The sequence below is a fragment of the Mucilaginibacter achroorhodeus genome (assembly GCF_007846095.1).
Taxonomy (GTDB): Bacteria; Bacteroidota; Bacteroidia; order Sphingobacteriales; family Sphingobacteriaceae; genus Mucilaginibacter; species Mucilaginibacter achroorhodeus.
The window spans coordinates 216,411-235,744 of record NZ_VOEI01000005.1 but is presented as its reverse complement, the minus strand read 5'-3'; the positions used below and the strand labels follow the sequence as shown (position 1 = coordinate 235,744).

At 43.8% G+C, this 19,334-nt stretch carries 16 protein-coding genes and 1 tRNA gene; 8 read left to right on the top strand and 9 right to left on the bottom strand.

The features are described from left to right. Positions 1-2: 2 nt before the first annotated feature. Complete coding sequence (locus FPZ42_RS14765; RefSeq protein ID WP_146272451.1) at positions 3-1,076, bottom strand: efflux RND transporter periplasmic adaptor subunit; 1,074 nt, start codon at positions 1,074-1,076, stop codon at positions 3-5. Positions 1,077-1,313: 237 nt separating this feature from the next. Here FPZ42_RS14765 and FPZ42_RS14760 point away from each other — a divergent pair, with 237 nt between their 5' ends. The 3 genes from FPZ42_RS14760 to FPZ42_RS14750 all read left to right on the top strand — a co-directional run bounded on the left by FPZ42_RS14760 (position 1,314) and on the right by FPZ42_RS14750 (position 4,066). Further along, on the top strand, positions 1,314-3,056 hold the full coding sequence (locus FPZ42_RS14760; RefSeq protein WP_261382310.1) for a M61 family metallopeptidase: 1,743 nt from the start codon (positions 1,314-1,316) through the stop codon (positions 3,054-3,056). A gap of 134 nt (positions 3,057-3,190) precedes the next feature. After that, positions 3,191-3,346: a lmo0937 family membrane protein gene (locus tag FPZ42_RS14755; RefSeq protein WP_146272447.1), complete on the top strand. Its 156-nt coding sequence runs from the start codon at positions 3,191-3,193 to the stop codon at positions 3,344-3,346. Positions 3,347-3,373: 27 nt separating this feature from the next. Beyond that, the gene (locus FPZ42_RS14750; protein WP_146272446.1) at positions 3,374-4,066 is read left to right on the top strand and encodes a PAS domain-containing protein; all 693 of its coding nucleotides are present in this window, start codon (positions 3,374-3,376) and stop codon (positions 4,064-4,066) included. A gap of 72 nt (positions 4,067-4,138) precedes the next feature. Here the strand turns inward: FPZ42_RS14750 and FPZ42_RS14745 are convergent, their stop codons facing one another. Together FPZ42_RS14745 and FPZ42_RS14740 are read right to left on the bottom strand one after the other, a co-directional pair. Beyond that, complete coding sequence (locus FPZ42_RS14745) at positions 4,139-6,082, bottom strand: M56 family metallopeptidase (protein ID WP_146272444.1); 1,944 nt, start codon at positions 6,080-6,082, stop codon at positions 4,139-4,141. A 2-nt stretch (positions 6,083-6,084) separates the two neighbouring features. Further along, a complete protein-coding gene (locus FPZ42_RS14740) occupies positions 6,085-6,456 on the bottom strand; it encodes a BlaI/MecI/CopY family transcriptional regulator (protein ID WP_146272442.1) in 372 nt (123 codons plus the stop codon). A 130-nt stretch (positions 6,457-6,586) separates the two neighbouring features. Here FPZ42_RS14740 and FPZ42_RS14735 point away from each other — a divergent pair, with 130 nt between their 5' ends. Continuing rightward, positions 6,587-7,990 (top strand): MBL fold metallo-hydrolase RNA specificity domain-containing protein, encoded by a 1,404-nt coding sequence (locus FPZ42_RS14735; protein ID WP_146272440.1) that lies wholly within the window; start codon positions 6,587-6,589, stop codon positions 7,988-7,990. 199 nt (positions 7,991-8,189) lie between these two features. On the opposite strand, the gene FPZ42_RS14730 is transcribed toward FPZ42_RS14735, so the two are convergent. Then, the gene (locus tag FPZ42_RS14730) at positions 8,190-9,152 is read right to left on the bottom strand and encodes an isopenicillin N synthase family dioxygenase (protein WP_146272438.1); all 963 of its coding nucleotides are present in this window, start codon (positions 9,150-9,152) and stop codon (positions 8,190-8,192) included. A gap of 178 nt (positions 9,153-9,330) precedes the next feature. Between FPZ42_RS14730 and FPZ42_RS19230 the strand changes: the two genes are divergently transcribed. After that, on the top strand, positions 9,331-11,115 hold the full coding sequence (locus FPZ42_RS19230) for a DUF6600 domain-containing protein (RefSeq protein ID WP_186458786.1): 1,785 nt from the start codon (positions 9,331-9,333) through the stop codon (positions 11,113-11,115). Between the two features lie 73 nt (positions 11,116-11,188). Here FPZ42_RS19230 and FPZ42_RS14720 read toward each other — a convergent pair whose 3' ends face one another. Both FPZ42_RS14720 and FPZ42_RS14715 read right to left on the bottom strand, forming a co-directional pair. Then, on the bottom strand, positions 11,189-12,037 hold the full coding sequence (locus FPZ42_RS14720; RefSeq protein WP_146272436.1) for a ferritin-like domain-containing protein: 849 nt from the start codon (positions 12,035-12,037) through the stop codon (positions 11,189-11,191). Between the two features lie 11 nt (positions 12,038-12,048). After that, positions 12,049-12,741 carry a ferritin-like domain-containing protein gene (locus FPZ42_RS14715; protein ID WP_146272434.1) on the bottom strand — a complete coding sequence of 231 codons (693 nt, stop codon included), beginning with the start codon at positions 12,739-12,741 and terminating at the stop codon, positions 12,049-12,051. Between the two features lie 656 nt (positions 12,742-13,397). Between FPZ42_RS14715 and FPZ42_RS14710 the strand changes: the two genes are divergently transcribed. The 3 genes from FPZ42_RS14710 to FPZ42_RS14700 all read left to right on the top strand — a co-directional run bounded on the left by FPZ42_RS14710 (position 13,398) and on the right by FPZ42_RS14700 (position 15,457). Further along, on the top strand, positions 13,398-13,709 hold the full coding sequence (locus tag FPZ42_RS14710; RefSeq protein ID WP_146272432.1) for a hypothetical protein: 312 nt from the start codon (positions 13,398-13,400) through the stop codon (positions 13,707-13,709). A gap of 149 nt (positions 13,710-13,858) precedes the next feature. Further along, positions 13,859-13,933 (top strand) — tRNA-Val (locus FPZ42_RS14705). Between the two features lie 324 nt (positions 13,934-14,257). Continuing rightward, positions 14,258-15,457 carry a site-specific integrase gene (locus FPZ42_RS14700; RefSeq protein WP_261382308.1) on the top strand — a complete coding sequence of 400 codons (1,200 nt, stop codon included), beginning with the start codon at positions 14,258-14,260 and terminating at the stop codon, positions 15,455-15,457. A 1,147-nt stretch (positions 15,458-16,604) separates the two neighbouring features. On the opposite strand, the gene FPZ42_RS14695 is transcribed toward FPZ42_RS14700, so the two are convergent. The 3 genes from FPZ42_RS14695 to FPZ42_RS14685 all read right to left on the bottom strand — a co-directional run bounded on the left by FPZ42_RS14695 (position 16,605) and on the right by FPZ42_RS14685 (position 18,595). Then, complete coding sequence (locus FPZ42_RS14695; RefSeq protein ID WP_146272428.1) at positions 16,605-17,813, bottom strand: relaxase/mobilization nuclease domain-containing protein; 1,209 nt, start codon at positions 17,811-17,813, stop codon at positions 16,605-16,607. Next, positions 17,810-18,142, bottom strand: a complete 333-nt coding sequence (locus tag FPZ42_RS14690; protein WP_186458785.1) for a plasmid mobilization protein — start codon at positions 18,140-18,142, stop codon at positions 17,810-17,812. Before FPZ42_RS14690 ends, FPZ42_RS14695 begins: the two co-directional genes overlap by 4 nt. A gap of 168 nt (positions 18,143-18,310) precedes the next feature. Next, on the bottom strand, positions 18,311-18,595 hold the full coding sequence (locus FPZ42_RS14685; RefSeq protein WP_261382307.1) for a helix-turn-helix domain-containing protein: 285 nt from the start codon (positions 18,593-18,595) through the stop codon (positions 18,311-18,313). Positions 18,596-19,334 lie beyond the last annotated feature (739 nt).

Here is a 19,334-nt window from a genome sequence, read left to right as displayed (position 1 = left end):
GCCTATTTGATAACTTTAAGAACTTTTAATGGCGCCTTAGGGCGTATTTGTATCAGGCCCGATACCACCACGCTATCGCCTGATTTTAAGCCGTCAACGATTTGAATCTTGGTATCGGTACGCAGGTCGGTCTTTACATCTTTGGCAAGGGCTTTCCCATCGTGGTACACGTAAACCTTGCTGCTTTTCAAGTCGGGGATAACGGCCTCGGTAGGTACCATAATGGTTTTTGGTATCTGGTCGAGCGTTAAGTTTATCTTAGCAAATGCACCCGCGGTAAGCAGATTTTTGGCATTCGGCGCTTTGGCACGTACGGTAATAGTACGCGATACCGCATCCAGAGCTGGCTCAATAGCATAAACCGTTGCACCAAACACATCCTGCGAACTTTCGATGGTAAAGTTAACCTTGCTGCCAACTTTAATCAAAGGCAGGTAACGCTCCGGAACAGAGAAGGTCACCTTCGCCGGGTCAATGTTCACCAATGTTGCAATTGGTGTATTTGGAGACAGGTAACCACCCGGACTGATACTTCTTAAACCGATAACACCTGAGAATGGAGCTCGTACTTCTGTACGGCTAATTTGTGCGCGAATGTTCGCTACCTGCGCCTGGTAAGCAGCATAAGATGATTTAGATGTTTCATATTCCTCTTTGCTTATGGCTTCTTTCTGTACCAATATCTCATTGCGGCGGTTAATATCCTTTGCAAGCGCTAATTGCGCTTGCACCTGGGCTAACGATGCCTGCAGGTCCTGGTTGTAAACTTTAACCAGCAACTGGCCTTTGCTTACGCGCTGGCCCTCTTTAAAGTAAATGCCGGTGACTGCGCCTGCGGTTTGACTAACCAGGTTAACCTTTTCGTTGGCATCAACGGTACCGGTAATATCTATCTGGTTTACTACGGTGGTATCATGCACGATCATCACGTTAACGGCCACAGGGCCGTTCTTTTTCTTTCCCTTCCCGGCGGTAGCAGTTTTAGTCTCTTTGGCATGCTTGCTAAAGAATTTATTATAAACCAGGAACGCCACCAGCAGCGCCAATACAATATAGATGATATAACGTGTTTTCATTTGTGCAGTACCGCTGCAATATTTAGTTTAATTGTTTGATCAAAGCCCGATACTCACAACTCAATTACCGGGCAGTTGTTTTGCAATATTAACCTGTTCATTCTCAATTTGGTTGCTTGTATCAACCATTTTACAACGTAACAGGTTTTTGACGGTTTATTAAAGAATATTATTTTTTTACCTTGCAGCATGAAAAACTTGTACTCATCAGCAATTGCTTGCTTAATTACATTATTTATGACCTCTGCTTTTGCCGCTGTGCCCGCTCCTGTGAAAATATCTTACAACGTAACTTTTCCTGAAGCACAAGCCCATTACGCAGATATTGAGATGACGCTTACCGGCCTTGCGCAGCCGTCGCTGGAAGTGAAAATGCCTGTTTGGGCTCCAGGCTCGTACCTGGTACGCGAATTTGCAAAAAACATCGAATCGCTTAGTGCCAACACCAAAGGCAAAGCCCTTTTAGCTACCAAGATCAACAAGAACACCTGGAAAATAAACACCACCGGCATCAGCTCGGTAACGGTTAAGTACAAGGTTTACGCTTTTGAGCTTTCGGTACGTACCAGCTTCATAGATGCTTCACACGCATTCCTTTCAACAACAGGCATATTCCTGTATCCTAAAGGCATGGTGAGCAGCCCTTCTACGGTACACATCAAACCTTACAAAGACTGGAACAAGGTTTCAACCAGTTTAGAGCCTGTTAACGGCGATATATTTACCCGCACTGCACCTAACTATGATATCCTATATGATTCGCCTATTGAAATAGGTACGCAGGATGTTTTTGATTTTGATGTTGATGGTACGCATTACGAAGTTGCCATGTATGGTGGCGGTAACTATGATAAGGAACGTCTTAAAGTTGATATGGCTAAAGTGATACGCGCAGAAGTTGCCGTATTTGGCGAAAACCCTAACAAGCACTACACTTTTATAGTCCATAATAAACAACGTAACGGCGGTGGTTTAGAACACTTAAGCTCAACTGTATTAGGCGCTTCACGCGATCAGTACACGTCTCCGGGCGGCTACCGTGGTTTCCTGAGCCTTGTTGCGCATGAGCATTTTCACCTGTGGAATGTAAAACGCCTGCGCCCTATTGCCTTAGGTCCGTTTGATTATGATAACGAAAACTACACCACCAACCTTTGGATAGCTGAAGGCTTCACCGCATACTATCAGAACCTGATATTGCGCCATGCCGATATTTCTACACCGCAGGATTATCTAAACGACATGACCGGTGACGTCAATACTGTTGAGAACCAGCCGGGCACGCGCGTACAGCCACTTGCCGAATCGAGCTTTGATGCCTGGATAAAAGGCTACCGCCCTAACGAGAACTCTTACAACACCGGCATCTCTTACTACGACAAAGGTGCAGTTGTAGGCATGCTGTTAGACCTGGAGATCATTAATGACAGCAACGGAAAGTACTCGCTTGATAATGTAATGAAGTACATGTACGATACTTACTACAAAGGCAAAAAACGTGGTTACACCGATGCCGAATTTAAAGCAGGCTTCGAAAAATTTGCAGGTAAAAAACTGGATGATTTTTATGCTAAATACATCAACGGTTTAGATGCGATCGACTACAACAAATACCTTAATTATGCCGGTTATAAGCTGGTAGATAACCTTGCCGATACGCAGGAACCATCGTTGGGTGTATTTACTAATTCGCGCAAGATCATCACTACCGTTCTGCGCGGCGGTGCGGGCTGGGTTGATGGTCTGAATGTTAACGATGAGATAACCGCAGTTGATGATACTCCGGTAACAGACATGGGCGCCATCCTTAAAGGTAAAAAAGTAGGCGATAAAGTAAATGTTACCGTTACCCGCGATGGCCAGCGCATGGTTATCCCGGTTACCCTGCAGCGCAACAATGCCTACAAGTACAGCATAACCGAAATTGAAAATGCAAGCCCTAAGCAATTAGCGGTACGCAAAAAATGGTTAAAACTGTAAGGTAGCATCATATACGCAAACAAAGTTTTTAAGCCCTCTCCCCTTACACGGAGAGGGCTTTTTATTTGACTATCACCGCGTGGTAAAACATTTTAAAACCTTAATGCTTTAATAGGTAACGTAATTAATCACTTATGAACTCATTACTTTACACCATCGCTGTTATCCTGGTTATATGCTGGGCTATAGGTTTTTTCTTTACCGCCATCGGCAGCATTATACACTTATTGCTGGTTATTGCAATTATCATGATCGTATTAAAGGTGCTTCGCAAGCCTACTGCGGTATAAGCACTTAATTATTGTTATAGCAAGCCCATGAAGATCCCTTTAACTCCGCAACTGGTTGGCGACCTTATTGAAAAAGGTTATGTGTACATGCTGGCCAGCAATGAAGACCTGGCCAAAGGTGAAGGTGAAGGAATTATTACGCTTAAACCGGTACGCGAAAAACCTGAGCTGAACGCCTTACCTGATGGCTTTGAAACCTATTACCGCATAACGCGTGAACCAATACAGTTTGCGTGCGGCGTAGAGGGCATTAGCTTCGAGGTCGACTTCCATTCTTACAGCCCTGATGTTACCGGTGAAGATGTTTTTGAGGACAGTTACTTTAGGATGAGTGAAGACTTCTTTCACAAAGTGCTGGATAGCCTTGAAGATTATGCGGTAATTACCACAGATAAGAACGGCGACGTTAACAGCTGGAATAAAGGTGCAGAGAAACTAATGGGCTTCACCGAAAAAGAAATAATTGGCCATAGTGCCGATATATTTTTCACGCCCGAAGACCGCGCTCACAATGCACCGCGTAAAGAGATGGAATTTGCCATAAAGGATGGCCGCGCTATTGACGAGCGCTACCATATGCGCAAAGACCGTTCAAGGTTTTGGGGCACGGGCCTGATGTTCCCGCTGTATGATGACTATAACAATCACCGCGGTTTTACCAAAATTATGCGCAACCTGCGTGAGCAGCAGGAAGCCAAATCGCAGGGAGCACCCCAGTAAAAGAAAAGCCGGGCTGTGCTAACAGCTCCGGCCATCTACCTGTGATATGGTTTAACTATTGAACTAACTTTACTATTTGATTTTAAACTTGTCTTTGGCCTTTGTGGTCACCAGTACAACACCACTTCTTCCATCTGTACCATAAATTGCAGTAGCTGACTGGTCTTTTAGTATCGTGACAGACTTAATATCTTTTGGATTGATCTTATCTATAGTACTTACCCTTTTACCATCCACTACGTACAAAGGATGATTATTGCCTTTTATTGATATCCAGTTTTTATTGCTATCAACAAGCAATAGCGATTTTGTTGGTTGCATATTAGGCACCGCTCCAATTTTCTTTTCATCACCATCATCATCTGGGACAAGTGAAAAATTTATCGGCACGCTATATTGTACGCGCACCTTGTGTCCATTTTGCGTTCCTGCTATCCATTTTGGGGATAAAGCCAACATCCGAACGGCCTCTTCGTCTGCGCCACCTCCAATACCCCTTACAATCCTGATATTTGATAACGAACCATCCTGCTCTACAATAAATGTTGCAATTACCCGGCCCTGTATATTGTTCTCTCTCGCTTCCTTTGGATATTTAACAGTTTTACCTAAGAACTGACCAAATGCCTTATCGCCCCCAGGAAATGATGGTGCATGCTCAACGGCGGTAAATACTGCATCGTCAGTAAACACTCCCTGAGGTTTAACGTTACTCATCCTGTTGCCGTCTAAAGAAAAGCTCACCGGCACACTATATTGCGATCTTATAGCTTTGCCATTGCGGGTAGCCGGTTGCCATTTAGGCGACATTTTCAAGACCCTTACGGCTTCTTCATCCATGCCATAACCAACGGCTTTGGCAACCTTAAAATCTGACAGGGAACCATCCGCATTTACCATGAATGTGATAACTGAACGGCCCTGCTTATTTTTACTTTTTGCCTCCGCAGGGTATTTAACGTTGCTTGCTAAAAATTTCATAAAGGCACCGTAACCCCCGGGAAAATCTGCGTTTACAGCGTTCACTTTTGCCTTTGGTACTGTATCAAGCGTTGCTTCATCGCTGGCAGTATCGCCAGGCGCAAAGCTATCCATTAATGAATTGCTTTCTTTGGTGTTACCGTTTATTACATCTTTAGCAGATGTTTCTAATACAGCCTCGGCCTTTGCATTGATGGTTTCAACAGTTTTGCTATCGCTGATGGTTGCCGACGATAATATCAGCATCAGCACAAATAATGGTGCAGATAAGCCATACTTAATGAGCTTAATACGCTGCGATCTGTTTTTCTGTAGCATAATAATTCGTTGTTTAAGTAAACTATGGTTAAAGAACGGATTAACCATACCGTGCGCAGGCGCTTCAAAAGTTTGGCTTAGCAACAGCATGGCGTAATCGGCCTTGTTGGTTCCGGCGTCAAGCGTATGTTTATCGGCAATAAACTCGTGCACATGCTTAATGGCATTGCGGTACAGGTAAACGATGGGATTAAACCAGTTGATGATCATAACCGCCTCGATGATCAGCACATCTGCCGAGTGGAACTGGCGGGCATGCACCAATTCATGGTTATGTATCACTTCATGCCCGTCTATCTCCTGCCCTACCTTAATTTTGTTAAAGAACGAGTATGATACTTTTGGCGAAGGATCATTGATCACCTTCCGCAGCATAACAAGCTGTATCAGTAACCTGGCAATAAGCAGCAATACACCAATGCCATACAGCACCCCTAACACTTCGCCAATGGTAAGCGGGTTATCTTTAATGGGGGTGATATCGGCAATGGTAACGGCGGTGGCACCATAAATTGAATACTGCACCTGCCTGGTAATAAACAGGTTTTGCACCCAATCGCTGTGTATCAGCGGAATAAAGAACGACAATATTGCCGTCCCTACCAGGTACACCCTGTTCAACTGGAAAAAAGTTTCGCGGCGTAACAGCAAGCCGTAAAAACAGAAGAACAGGCACAGGTAAATATTTACCAGTAATAAATAATGCCACCAGCTCATAACTATTTCTCTTTAAGTTTTTCAATCAGTTTCATGATCTCATCAGCCTCTTTTAAGTTCATCTTCTCTTTCTTGGCAAAAAATGATAGTATCCTGTTTACCGAATTATCAAAGTAGCCGCTTAAAAGCTTTTCGGCTGCAAAATCTTTGTATTGGTCTTTGCTTATCAACGGATAATACTCGTGGCTTTTGCCAAAGGCATTATGGCCAACAAACCCCTTTGTTTCTAATATCCTGATGATGGTTGATACCGTGTTGTACGCGGGTTTAGGCTCAGGCAAAACGTCTAATACGTCTTTTACAAAGCCTTTATCCAGCTGCCACAGCACCTGCATAATTTGTTCTTCGGCCCGGGTTAACTCTTTAATTTCCATGTATTGTGCAATGTTTGTAAGTACTTAAGACCAAGTTATAACTAATAAATTAATTATACAACTAAATGTTTAGTTATTTTAATAATAAACTTCTTTCGCCATTTTTGGTTACTGTTACAATCAATTATAAATGGAAATAACCTTTCACGGCGCTGCCCGCAACGTTACCGGCAGCAAGCATCTTCTTCGTTTAAATGATGGTACTACGGTTTTATTGGACTGCGGCATGTTCCAGAGCCTTGGTGAACATACCGAGGATATGAACGAACACTTTGGTTTTAACCCTAAAAAAGTAGATCACCTTATCCTCTCTCACGCACATATTGACCATTGCGGTTTAATACCCCGCCTGGTTAGTGAGGGTTTTGAGGGTAATATATTCTGCACATCGGCCACAATGGACCTTGCACGTATATTGCTGCTTGATTCGGCCAAGATACAGATGCAGGATATTGAGTACAGCAACAAACAGCGTAAAAAGCGCGGACAACCTTTGCTTGAGGCTCTTTACACCGAAGAAGATGCCATGGCAGCCATGCGCCTGTTTAAAATAGTAGATTATCACCAGGAATACGCTATCAGCAAAAACCTGCGGTTTAAGTTTACGGATGCCGGCCATATTTTGGGCAGTGCTGCCGTACACGTAACCGTAACTGAAGATGGTAAGACAACGCAGGTAACCTTTAGTGGTGATGTTGGCCGGTACGGCGATATGATCTTGAAAAGCCCCCAGCCTTTTCAGCAAGCCGACTATATTTTACTGGAAAGTACCTATGGCGATAGCTTACATAAAGATGTTGGCCCGGTTGAAGATGCATTGCTTGAGGTGATAAAACACACGTGTGTAGATAAAAAAGGCAAAGTGATCATCCCGGCGTCTAGCGTTGGCCGCACACAGGAACTACTTTATGCCCTTAACGCGTTGGAGTTACGCGGCGAACTGCCGGATGTGCCTTATTATGTGGATAGTCCGCTATCTGAAAAAGCTACGCAGATATTAAAGGACCATCCCGAAGAATACAACAGCGCCGTAAAAAAGGTGCTGCGGGTTGATGCTGATCCGTTTGGGTTTAAGGGCTTAAGATTTATTGAATCTACCGAAGAATCCATTGCCTTAAATGATGACCCGCGGCCTTGCGTTATCATTTCATCATCGGGCATGGCCGAGGCCGGGCGCGTGAAACATCATATTAAAAATAACATCAACAATCAGAAGAATACCATACTGATGGTTGGCTATGCTGAGCCGGGATCGCTTGGCGGCAGGCTGGCCCGTGGTGATAAAGAGGTATATATTTTTGGCGACCAATACCGGGTTAATGCAGAAGTGCGATCTATAAGAAGCATGAGCGCGCACGGCGATTACGAAGACCTGCTGCACTTCATCAGCTGCCAGGATCCGGCAAAGGTTAAGAAGATATTTCTTGTTCACGGCGAGTACGATATTCAGCAACATTTCGCCGAAACGCTGAAGAAAAACGGCTTCAATAACATCGAAATCCCCTACCAACACGAGAAAGTAGTACTAAACTAAGGGCATACTAAGCCTCTTTGAGGCCAAACTAAGGGACTTTGGACTTAAAAAACCCCGGTTTCCTGCACTGACATTTTCTTGTCAGCGTTCACGAGCGTTCACGGTGTTCATGGCGTTCATATCCGTGAACGTGAACGCCTTCGACTGAATGCTAACCAAAATCAAAGCCCCGCATTGCGGGGCTTTGACTCTTAACTTCTTACTTCTTAAGCCCTATTTCTCTCAGGCGCTCATCCAGATATTCGCCTGCAGTGATATCTGTGTATAATTTCGGATGCTCAGCATCAATGGTTGATGGCAGGCTGGCAAGGTCCATAGTTGATTTAGGGTGTAAAAAGAACGGCACTGAGAAACGCGAGTTCTTCATTTCCTCGCGCGGCGGGTTAACCACCCTGTGTGTGGTTGATTTTAACTTATTGTTGGTTAGCCTCTGCAGCATATCCCCTACGTTAACCACCAGGTCTTCGCCATGCGCCTTAACCGGGAACCAGGTGTTGTCGCGGGTTAGCAGTTCAAGTCCATCCGCGCTGGCACCAATCAGCAGGGTGATCAGGTTAATATCCTCGTGAGCGCCGGCACGCACCGCATCGTCAGGCAGTGCATCCGGGTTCTCTATAGGGAAATAATGCAGCGTACGGAGTATTGAATTACCATTGTGCACTTTATCATCAAAGTAATTTTCACCCAGCCCCAGATAAACTGCAATGGCGCGCAAAAGGTGAATACCGGCCCCTTCAAGCTTCTTGTAAACCTCCAGCGTTACGGTGTTAAACTCAGGCAGTTCGGCAACCTGCACGTTATCAGGGTAAAGCTCCTTTTCAGGCGCATCATCGGCAACAGTTTGGCCTATCTGCCAAAACTCCTTCAGATCGGGTATTTTAAAACCCTTAGCCGTTTCTTTGTTTTTGCCGGTATAACCACGCTGCCCCGCAAGCCCGGGGATCTCGTACTTCATCTTCACATCCCCTGGCAAGGCAAAAAGCGCTTTAACCTGTTTGTAAAGGTCGTCTATCAGTTCCTTACTTAAACCATGATTAGTGATGGTAACAAAGCCGGTTTCATTGAAAGCCTTACCAATAGCATTAGAAAAAGCTTTGCGCTGCTCTTCAGTGCCGTTTATATAGGTGTTAAGATCCAAACGAGGGATGTTTACTACGCTCATAATTAAAATGTTTAAAGCCAAAATTATCTATTTTTTATTTGAGAACGTAGGTGCCAACATAAATAACACTGTAAGTTTTAAGCTTAAGGCACATCACAGAAAACATTTACACCGTTAAACGTTTGTGTTATTGGCTAGTCTGTATTATAAAACCACACTAAACCCAATAGAAGCGAGCATGAAAAAATTAAGTAAAATATGGGGAATAGCCTTGGTGGCATTCATGCTGATGTTATCAGCGCCCAACAAGATATTTGCACAGGGATATGTATCTGACCAGGAATTTTATGACGAACTTTCGCCATACGGCACCTGGGTATATGACCAGCAATACGGCAATGTTTGGGTTCCAGACGTTGACCAAAACTTTCGCCCGTACGCCACCAATGGTTACTGGGCAATGACCGAGTATGGTAACACCTGGGTATCTGATTATCCCTGGGGTTGGGCAGCATTCCACTACGGCCGTTGGAGGTTTGATAATTATTACGGCTGGGAATGGATCCCGGGTAACGAATGGGCACCTGCCTGGGTAAGCTGGAGAGATGGTGGTGGCTATTATGGCTGGGCACCAATGCAACCGGGTATTGATATCAACGTATCATTCGGTGGCTATTCTGTACCTGATTTTTATTGGGTATTTGCACCGCAGCGTTATATAACATCACCTGATATTTACAGTTATTATGTGCCGTCATACCGTGTGTCAACCATTATAAATCGCACCACTTATATTCGCAACACTAATGTTTATAACAACGTAACTTATATAAGTGGGCCACGTCGTGATGACATTCAGCGTATTACACAGCGCCCGGTACGTGTTTACAATATCACCAACATTAATAGGCCGTCGCGTACCACTATTAACAACAACAATATTAATATTTACAGGCCGGTAATAAGGAGAGACGAAAATGCACGCCCTACTCGCGTTGTTGATGCGGAAGCTTACAGACGCCAAAATCCCGGACAAAGGATCGCGGTAGCTAACGGACGTGGCTACAACCCTGCAAATGCTTCGAGGCTGGCACAAACCGCCCGCAGTACCAACCCGGATAGCCGCTTGGTGCGGGTAGACAATAACCGCCCTAATGTTGACAATCTCGGCAACCGCAACAGCAGGCCTGATTTGAACCGCAACGACCAACGCAACAACGGCCAGCAAGCCGATCAGCAACGTCAACAACAAATGCAGCAGGCTCGCGGCGCACGTGATCAGCAAACAGCAGATCAGCGCCAACAGGTAGAGCAGCAACGCCAGCAGCAAATGCAGCAAGCGCGTGGTGCACGTGATCAGCAATCATCAGATCAGCGCCAGCAACAAATGCAACAACGCCAGCAAATGCAAGATCAGCAAAGGCAACAACAAGAGCAACAACGCCAGCAGCAAAACCAGGTTAGGCAACAACAAATGCAGATGCAGCGTCAGCAACAAGAACAGCAACGCCAGCAAGTGCAGGATCAGCAAAGGCAACAGCAGCAGGAGCAGCAACGTCAGCAGCAGGATCAGGTTAGGCAACAGCAAATGCAACAGCGCCAACAGCAAGAACAACAGCGCCAGCAGCAAATGCAGCAACAACGCCAGCAAGTGCAAGACCAGCAACGCCAACAGCAAGAACAGGTTAGGCAACAACAAATGCAACAGCGCCAGCAACAAGAACAACAGCGTCAGCAGCAAATGCAGCAACAACGCCAGCAAATGCAAGATCAGCAACGCCAGCAACAGGAACAACAGCGCCAGCAGCAAATGCAGCAGCAACGTCAGCAACAACAAGATCAGCAACGCCAGCAGCAAGAGCAACAGCGCCAGCAACAAATGCAACAACGCCAGCAACAGCAAGAGCAGCAACGTCAACAACAAGAACAACAGCGCCAGCAGCAACAACAACAAAGGCAGCAGCAAGAGCAACAACGCCAGCAACAAGAACAGCGTGGCGGCGGCCGCCCGGCAAGACAATAATTATAGTTGATTACAAACAACAAAGGCCCTGCAATTATGCAGGGCCTTATTTTTTCGCTGTATCAGTATGGTACTAAGATACAATGAATGAACCAGCAACCAATGCCAGAACCTGGTCTTTTGTTAATGGCTCATCAAAAGATGCTGTAGCAACCGCTGCAGATACATTAAGAGCTGTAACCAAATTTACACCACCTTGCGTTACGTTTTCTTCTCCGGCATAATTACCGTTGGCAGCAGCAACACCGGTATCATTACCTAATGAAGCTGTACTTACGATGTAAGGCTTAGTAGTTGATGATTGGTTTAAATTAAAGCGTAATTGCCTTATTGCAGATGCGTGACGTGCCTCAACCGCGTGGATCGATAATGCTGCAGTTAATACCGTTTGGTTACCTAAAAGATTTCCTGCCTGGCCTTTGTACGCTCTTACACCTGTATCTTCAAATACTTGCGCAACAGCAAGGAAAGTAGCATAGTTGCTAAATACATCTTTGAAAGGACCATTACCTTTGTTGTTTCCGCCGGTAAAATCATACGTGGCAGCGCTAACAGGTGTTGCATTAAGCGAACTGATCACCGTTTGTAAAAATTTTACGTGGGCAACTTCATCTCTTTTTATCAAACCCAAATAGGTTGAGTTTGCAGCCGGCACCAAGTTAGATGTTGCTAAACCCTGGGTGTAAAATGCTGCTTCAAGATGCTCAAGAGTTAATGCGTAATTAAGAACATCAACTACACTCGAAGATGATTGACCATAGGCTCTTTTGAACATGGTTCCTAAAGCAAACGGTAATGCAGCAACTGCTACTTTTGAACCAAAGCTGGTTATATTTTTAATGGCTGCACGGCGCGGGTTTAAACGATCGTAAACCTCTGGGTCAACCTTTTCTATTTCTTGTACTATATCAAATATATTCATGGCGATATTGATTAACCGTTATAATTAAATGCTTGTGCTGTTACCTTGGTTTTAAGGAAGGCATTAGCAGTTGGTAATACCTGCGCTATGGTGGCAGATTTGTTTAAACCATTAGAATCTATCTGATCATCCGGTACAAATGAACCGAAAGATATCAGGTTAGATATTAATGCTGCGTGTCTTGCCTCAACAGATACGATCTTACCGGCAATTAACAGGTAATTAGCATCTTTAATAAGGTAACCTGCGCCATCATAAGCTTGTACACCCAAATCTTCGAATGCTTTAGCTGTAGCCAAAACTTGTTGTCTGCTTCCGAAATCAATTTTGCTGAAATCAGGAGTTAAAGACATGATCGCCTTAGCACCTAATGCGGCTTTAAAAAATTCGCGGTGCACTATCTCATGGTCGCGTATATCTGTCATGTAAGTTAATTCCACGCTTGACATACCGCTGTAAGGGCTGCTAACTACTTGTGTGTAAAATGCTGCTTCTAATTGTTCAAGCGCATAAGCATAATTTAAGATGCCGATGTCGCCGCTGCCGATATCAGAGCTGCCGCCCGGGTCAACAACTATACGGTCCTTGTGGCAGGCAGTTACGCCTACCACCGCTGCAGTAGCAACGCCTGCGCCTGCATAACGTAAAAACGACCTGCGGGCCATATTCACATTACCGGTGATTGGGTTGATGTCTGTTTTCATAAATAATTTGTTTTAGTTTATATATCTTTAAGTGGAATTACGCTTGATTGTTCTGTGTAGTTTGGAGGATAACTTGCTTTATAGCAAAGCGGAGTTGTTATAGCAAAAAAGAGTAGGAATTGCAGGCATGAAATAAAAAAAGGCCGGAAGACTCTCGCAGTCTTACGGCCCTACATCTACCTATGAAAAACTCCCTTTGAGAAGGGTACCATTACAAGTACAAACCTTGTGCCGACAACATAATAAGCGCCGTTTTGCTTAAAAAGCAGGTTTTCTTAAAAGATCAACTTTAAATCGTAGAAATTTAGTCTCAAAGTGTAGAGAATTAACTCAAAAGCTATTCAAATTTCTTTTTGGATTAAAAACTCCGCATCAAAGCATTTCCCGGAAGTTTATTAAATAAAAAAGGCCGGAAGACTCTCGCAGTCCTTCGGCCCTACATCTACCTATGAAAAACTCCCTTTGAGAAGGGTAGATCATTTAAAACAAACTGTATGCCTAACGTTTAAAATGGCTAATAAACCGCTTTAAATGACTTTTTGCCGTTTAACATGCCCATCAGTTGTAGAACAAGCTTCCCACTGTGTAGAAAAAGTGCGGATAACTTTGATTGCTTATTTAAGAAACTTATTAGGAATAACGATGTTAGAGTAAATATGGATTACAATGTGTATTTATTGGCAACAGACCCAAACAACCCATGCAGGGATGTGATACACTCGAGAGACACCAGTTTAAAAATAAGAGTGTATTGTTTAAGTGAAGACCGGTTTACGCCAGACGAAAACGAGATACAGTTATATGGCTATGCACATAACAAGTTATATGCATTTGAAACCATTAATATAAATGCCGAAGACGCCTTAGATGTGGTTGGGGCCATACAATGGTATGCCGACTATATTGACTACCCTGAAATGGAAATATTGCCTGAAGACCCAAGGGGCGGGCATGGGATAGCCATGTGATAAAAAATAATCCTTTGCATATCTGCAACTTAGGGAATTTTTAAAAATATTTTAAATTTATCTTTTGGAGCATTAAAAGTAAACTCTATATTTGCATTCCCAAACGCAAGGGACCTCAAGTAAACGAAAGCTTACCGGAGAAAACACAAGGGAGCATAGCTCAGCTGGTTCAGAGCATCTGCCTTACAAGCAGAGGGTCACAGGTTCGAATCCTGTTGCTCCCACGAAAAGAGAGTCAAACAGACACAAAACCCCGTAAACAATATGATTTACGGGGTTTTTTATTTCCCATCAGTTCAAATCTTCGCATTTCGTAATAACTTTTAGAGTACCCAGGAGAGTACCAAAATTAATTTGATATTTTTGGTACTCTAAAAGCTCACAAATAATTGATTTACAATTATTTAAACCAATAAAATTTGTTGCTTTCAAGGCTTGTTTGATACGGTTTTTATGCATTAAACTGCAGCTAAAACCTAAGTAAAATCAGTATGTATCAAAATTTATGTAAGATGGAGTATTCAGGAAAATTTGGAATTCACTTTAAAATGCGCGCTGAACGCGCTAAAGATGGCAGAGCGCCGGTGTTTATGGGCATCGTTATAGATGCGGAGAAGATCTACATTGCACTTAAGGGGTTTGTCGTAGATATAGACCATTGGGATAAACTCAATGGATCAGGCAAAAAAAGCACCAAGCAAGGCAGAGACATCAACAAATATTTAGAGGACGTTAGATGGACAATGAAAGATCACTATCGTAAATTAGAGCTGACAGACGCTGCAATCACAGCAGAAAAACTCAAATGTGCTTTCCTCGGATTAAAAGAGGAGCAAAACACCCCAATGCTTAGCGAACTGGTGAAATATCACAATGATCAAGCATCTACCCTTCTATCAAAAGGAACAATGAGCCATTACTTCGTGACCCAGCGGTATATCAATAAATTTATAAAGCAGACATATCATCAGGACGATTTTAAGTTATCCGAGCTTAATTACAAATTCATCGCAGACTTTGAACTGTTCCTCTATAACCACCGGCCCAAGGATCACCAAAAGAAAATGGATACTAATGGTGTGCTTAAACATTTGATCAGGCTCAAAAAAATGGTCAATCTCGGATCGAGTCTTCGCTGGGTAGACGGAGAGCCCTTTAAAGGCTTCAAAATGCGTAAGAAAGCTGTAGACAAAGAATTTTTAAACGAATGGGAATTGCAGCGCGTAGAAGAAAAAGAATTTGAAATTGAAAGGCTTAACACAGTTCGTGATATGTTTATCTTTTCCTGCTACACCGGATTAGCCTTTATCGATATGGTTGGCCTAACCCCCGAAAATATTGTGACCGGATTAGATGGAGAGCCGTGGCTGCGCACTTTCAGACAAAAAACCCTTGTACCCGTAAATACTCCTCTGCTGCCTAAAGCATTGGCATTGATAAAAAAATACAAAAGCAACTACAGAGCACAAGTAAGTGGAAAAGTATTCCCTCTGATATCGAATCAAAAGATGAATGCCTACCTCAAGGAAATCGCGAAGATCTGCGGTGTCTCAAAAAATATGACCTACCACGTTGCGAGGCATACTTTTGCCACTACCGTTACGCTATCCAATGGCGTACCTATTGAAACGGTAAGTAAAATCTTAGGGCATACCAAGATATCGACGACTCAGATCTATGCCAGGGTTTTAGAGAGAAAGATAAGCGAAGACATGTCCATACTTAAACGCAAACTTGAAAAATCATAAATGCTACGTCTAATTTAAAAGTCGTGATCAAGGATCCGTACACTAGAATTCATTCTTTTCTTTATAGGTTGTTTCTAATTTATATTAGACACTGTTTCTAAAGCTTTATAAGAATGATTTGACTTGATGAGGCTGATAAACTCTTCACTTACTCGTTTGTGTATAAAGCCGTAATCACCAAATTTCTGCCGGTATTATAATTGGTTTTCGTTATAAAGAATTAGCTTCATTTTACTGAAACTCATAATCAAAGCATTCTTTCCGGTGATACCGGTATAAATGAAATCTGATTGATCGAAATAAAAAATAACAGGAAGCAATATTCTTGAAACTTTCATTGAAATTGATCTTAATGTTGCTACTACTTATCGTGAGACCATTCTGCTCAATACTGCGAAAGGCAACACGGTCCAAAGATTGCTGAGGCGTATCAAGAAAAAGCACGAGAAGTGAAGTGTAATACCCGTTACTCCTGGCTTCGTCAACCAGGTCTTTGAAAGATCCATCGTTAAATACAGTCTGAAGGATAATGTTTTTTCTTAGTCCAAGGGTCTGCTTAAATACAGATTTTGTCCGGCCCTTGTAAACGTCTGTCATGATGACCTCGAAATCTTTAAGTGCATCAAGTCTCGTTCGAATAAAACTTGACTTACCGGCTGCGTTGGGACCAACAACAAAGATCAATTCAGGTATATCCATTATGAACTCAACTCTTTTATGATCTTGTCTTCGACCTTGATAGGCATATCATAGTTATCGGTCACTATTGTTACCTCGACAAGGTACTTTCGTCTGTGGGCAATTCTTTTAGATAATAGTCACCATCTTCCTCCTGCTTGGAATAGAAAGGGTTTCCTAATTCAAAAGCCCTTTGCCTCCCAAGTTCATGGATATTGTCCATGTTGCTCAAAAGCCCGTCGACTATTTGCGATCTTTCCCTAATGCAAATTAACTTATTCCTGCTATTTCGGAAACAATGTCTCGAACTTATTTATAGAATTTGCGACAAGCGGGTAACCCGCTTGTCGCGGTAGAGCGAGGCTGGATGTGGAATGAAGACATAGCGCAAAGCGCGTGGTGCAATGCAGTATCCTGCCGCAGCCAACAATAACGGTTGTTATGCTGCGATCTTTTATTATCACAATCGCTACATTCTTAACCCTTTTCGCTTCTTCTTTCTTTTAAGATATGCAGCATCAGTAACGTCTTTAGCTATCGCAGGAAGATCATCACGATCAGTGCAGAGCAGCACCCGGCCAAGATCGCGATAAGGTACAGCCTGATGAGCCAGCGGCTCCCAAACTTTTGCTGTTCTTTGACTAGCTCTAAGGGTGCCGTTAGCCGGCTTAGACATGCTTCTATCTCGTACGCCCTCAGCTCCAGCTTGTCTAGCTGCTCCTGCAGCGAACGGACGTGTAAGGTCAGTTCCTCCCCGTATCTTCGTCTTGCGGTCAGCTGCATCTCCTGCATTTGTTTCAGCAAAGCTTTGACCTCTTCCTGAGAATCGGTCTGCCTGTCCTCTCGTGCGTGTTTCAATGCTTCTTCTTGCCCGATCGTTTGCCTGGCGAATGCTTGTGCCATCTCTTTCCTGTTCATATGCTATCATTGATCTGATACTACTCCATTTATAGGCATTGCCCAATGCCGCGCCTTTAAAGATCATCCCATCGTAGGTATAGGAAATACCGCTCACAAAGCCCGTTGATGCCTGGTTGAAAAGCAGGCTGACGCCTTTGCGTTCGAGGGCTTCGATAAAGTCTTTTGTATCTGCTTTGCTATCGTTTGAAAAGTATTTCAACGTGTCCTTGATAATGACCTGCAGCTTAACTTTCACAGATGGCTCCCCGGTCCGCTGCATCATCTCCAGTTCGTTCTTCGTCACTGCCCGTTCCTGCGCCTGCCTGCTGGAGGCAACCTGCCTTAGACCATGCTTCTTTTCCAGCTTTCTCAGCACCGCTTCGCTCCTTGCGTAATCCCTGGAATCGCTCACTACGCTACCGTCGTAAGCGATCCGGTTAACCAGCAGATGTACATGCGGATGTTCTGCGTCAAAGTGCTCGAACACCGCGTACTGATTAGACGCGAAACCCATCTCCGCCAGGTATTCCAGCGCAATATTTTTTTTCTCCTCACCGGTTAATTTTTCCTCCGGCGGAAAGTTGATCGAGGTGTGGTAAAAGTATTTCTGCAGGTTTGGCCGCAAGGCTTTGACCATCGCGATCTCGCGCATCACCTGATGCACTTTCATCTCCGAAAACGAGCTGTCCAAAACAGTAGCGACTCCCTTATTTACTTTCTCTAAGTTGTACAACAATGCACACCTGAACCCTTTGCCTTTTACCTGGTCGGCGGTCATGGTAAAAGCGCCCTGATGATCTCTTTCTGGAGGCTTAAAAGCTCGGTCAGCACAGCAGGCTCTATCGTACCGGATCTCAACTGATGCATTTGTTTCACCGCCTGGTTCAAGTTCACGCCGATGCGCTGCAACTCCCGGTAAAATGCTGCGTTCAACGGTGATGTTTTCATCACCGGAAATCTGCCTGCAAATACTTTTTGTCTTATCCAGTTAGCGGGGGTGATCCCCGCGCCTTCGGCGTAGCTTTTAAGCTTTTCATGCTCCGGATCTGTCAGCCGGATATTGACCTGGACCTTCCTTTTTTCTTCCCTCAACGATGGTCTTCCCATGATCCTGCCCTCCAACAAAGTGTTATTTCTACAAATCTGCTCATGGCATCCTGGGTCCTCCGCAGGAGCAAGCCCGTTTAAGCGTAGCGAAAACATGGCTTGCTCCTGAACGCGGATGACAAATGCCCGAACCGGGCTATCACTTTGTGATAGCCTATTCATAATAGCTTACTTGCTGAGCGGGTGAGGCGCAAAAGGGTTCTTGTTCTTCTGCCCCTCCAGGACCTTGACAATGTCCTCGTACTTGTAATAGATGATGCCGCCGATCTTACTGTAGGCCAGCGTACCGTTCACACGCAGGTTCTGCAGGGTGCCGTTCGATATCTTCAACAGGTTCTTCACCTGGTAGCTTTTCAGCCATTTCTGCTCGCCGAATTGCGGCTTGCCGGTTAACTCTTTGATCATCCCGAACAGCTCTTCCTTGAAGCGTTCGAGGTCTTCCCTGGTGATCATTTCCACATTCACTTTTCTCTCTCCTTTTTTTGATTTTTATACCATTGAATTGCCTTGATCATCGATCGAAAAAATACGTAAACCAAAGCCTGTTTCTCCTCTTTCCGACTCCCGGCTAAACATCGAGCTTTAGTCCGGTGAAAGAAAAAAATAAATGACTATCGGCTACGGTTTACCGACCGTTATCGTTATCAAAAATAGAAAGGTCTTTGCAAACTTTCCTACACAGAATTTGGGGCTGAAATATTTAGATAATGAACTAATTGAATACTTAGTTCAGGTGATTCAACAGATGTTTGTGAAATGTAGAAGCTAGTAAAAAAGTAGTGGTTAAGTTAGGTTATGAATTGAGAGAGCGAGTTGAAATCAAAAATTGCCATTCCATCATTCACGCACAAGGCAATTTGATTATTAAGCTTCTTATGAGTAATAGTCCATGTTAGCAGTATGTTCTCCTTGTAATTGGTCATAAAAATTAAGCTTTGCTCATTAGATCAAACACTTAATAAAAACTGGTTTTGTCCTTTATTAACAGTGCCGTAGCTTGTCCGTAGGTTTGGTTTACCACGATGTCTAAGATTACGATCGATCAATTTCAATTATTAAAGGATCTTACGCCACAAATCGAAAACAACTTATATTTAAAGGTCGAACGAAGTGAAATCCTCATGGCTCCGGGTTATCCTGCAAGCCGTTTTGTTATATCAAAACATGGCTTGCTTTACTTAGCTTATGCCCT

Coding starts and splice junctions, on each gene's coding strand:
- FPZ42_RS14765 (WP_146272451.1), bottom strand. CDS start 1,076: ATGAAAACACGTTATATCATCTATATTGTATTGGCGCTGCTGGTGGCG.
- FPZ42_RS14760 (WP_261382310.1), top strand. CDS start 1,314: ATGACCTCTGCTTTTGCCGCTGTGCCCGCTCCTGTGAAAATATCTTAC.
- FPZ42_RS14755 (WP_146272447.1), top strand. CDS start 3,191: ATGAACTCATTACTTTACACCATCGCTGTTATCCTGGTTATATGCTGG.
- FPZ42_RS14750 (WP_146272446.1), top strand. CDS start 3,374: ATGAAGATCCCTTTAACTCCGCAACTGGTTGGCGACCTTATTGAAAAA.
- FPZ42_RS14745 (WP_146272444.1), bottom strand. CDS start 6,082: ATGAGCTGGTGGCATTATTTATTACTGGTAAATATTTACCTGTGCCTG.
- FPZ42_RS14740 (WP_146272442.1), bottom strand. CDS start 6,456: ATGGAAATTAAAGAGTTAACCCGGGCCGAAGAACAAATTATGCAGGTG.
- FPZ42_RS14735 (WP_146272440.1), top strand. CDS start 6,587: ATGGAAATAACCTTTCACGGCGCTGCCCGCAACGTTACCGGCAGCAAG.
- FPZ42_RS14730 (WP_146272438.1), bottom strand. CDS start 9,152: ATGAGCGTAGTAAACATCCCTCGTTTGGATCTTAACACCTATATAAAC.
- FPZ42_RS19230 (WP_186458786.1), top strand. CDS start 9,331: ATGAAAAAATTAAGTAAAATATGGGGAATAGCCTTGGTGGCATTCATG.
- FPZ42_RS14720 (WP_146272436.1), bottom strand. CDS start 12,037: ATGAATATATTTGATATAGTACAAGAAATAGAAAAGGTTGACCCAGAG.
- FPZ42_RS14715 (WP_146272434.1), bottom strand. CDS start 12,741: ATGAAAACAGACATCAACCCAATCACCGGTAATGTGAATATGGCCCGC.
- FPZ42_RS14710 (WP_146272432.1), top strand. CDS start 13,398: ATGGATTACAATGTGTATTTATTGGCAACAGACCCAAACAACCCATGC.
- FPZ42_RS14700 (WP_261382308.1), top strand. CDS start 14,258: ATGCGCGCTGAACGCGCTAAAGATGGCAGAGCGCCGGTGTTTATGGGC.
- FPZ42_RS14695 (WP_146272428.1), bottom strand. CDS start 17,813: ATGACCGCCGACCAGGTAAAAGGCAAAGGGTTCAGGTGTGCATTGTTG.
- FPZ42_RS14690 (WP_186458785.1), bottom strand. CDS start 18,142: ATGGGAAGACCATCGTTGAGGGAAGAAAAAAGGAAGGTCCAGGTCAAT.
- FPZ42_RS14685 (WP_261382307.1), bottom strand. CDS start 18,595: ATGATCACCAGGGAAGACCTCGAACGCTTCAAGGAAGAGCTGTTCGGG.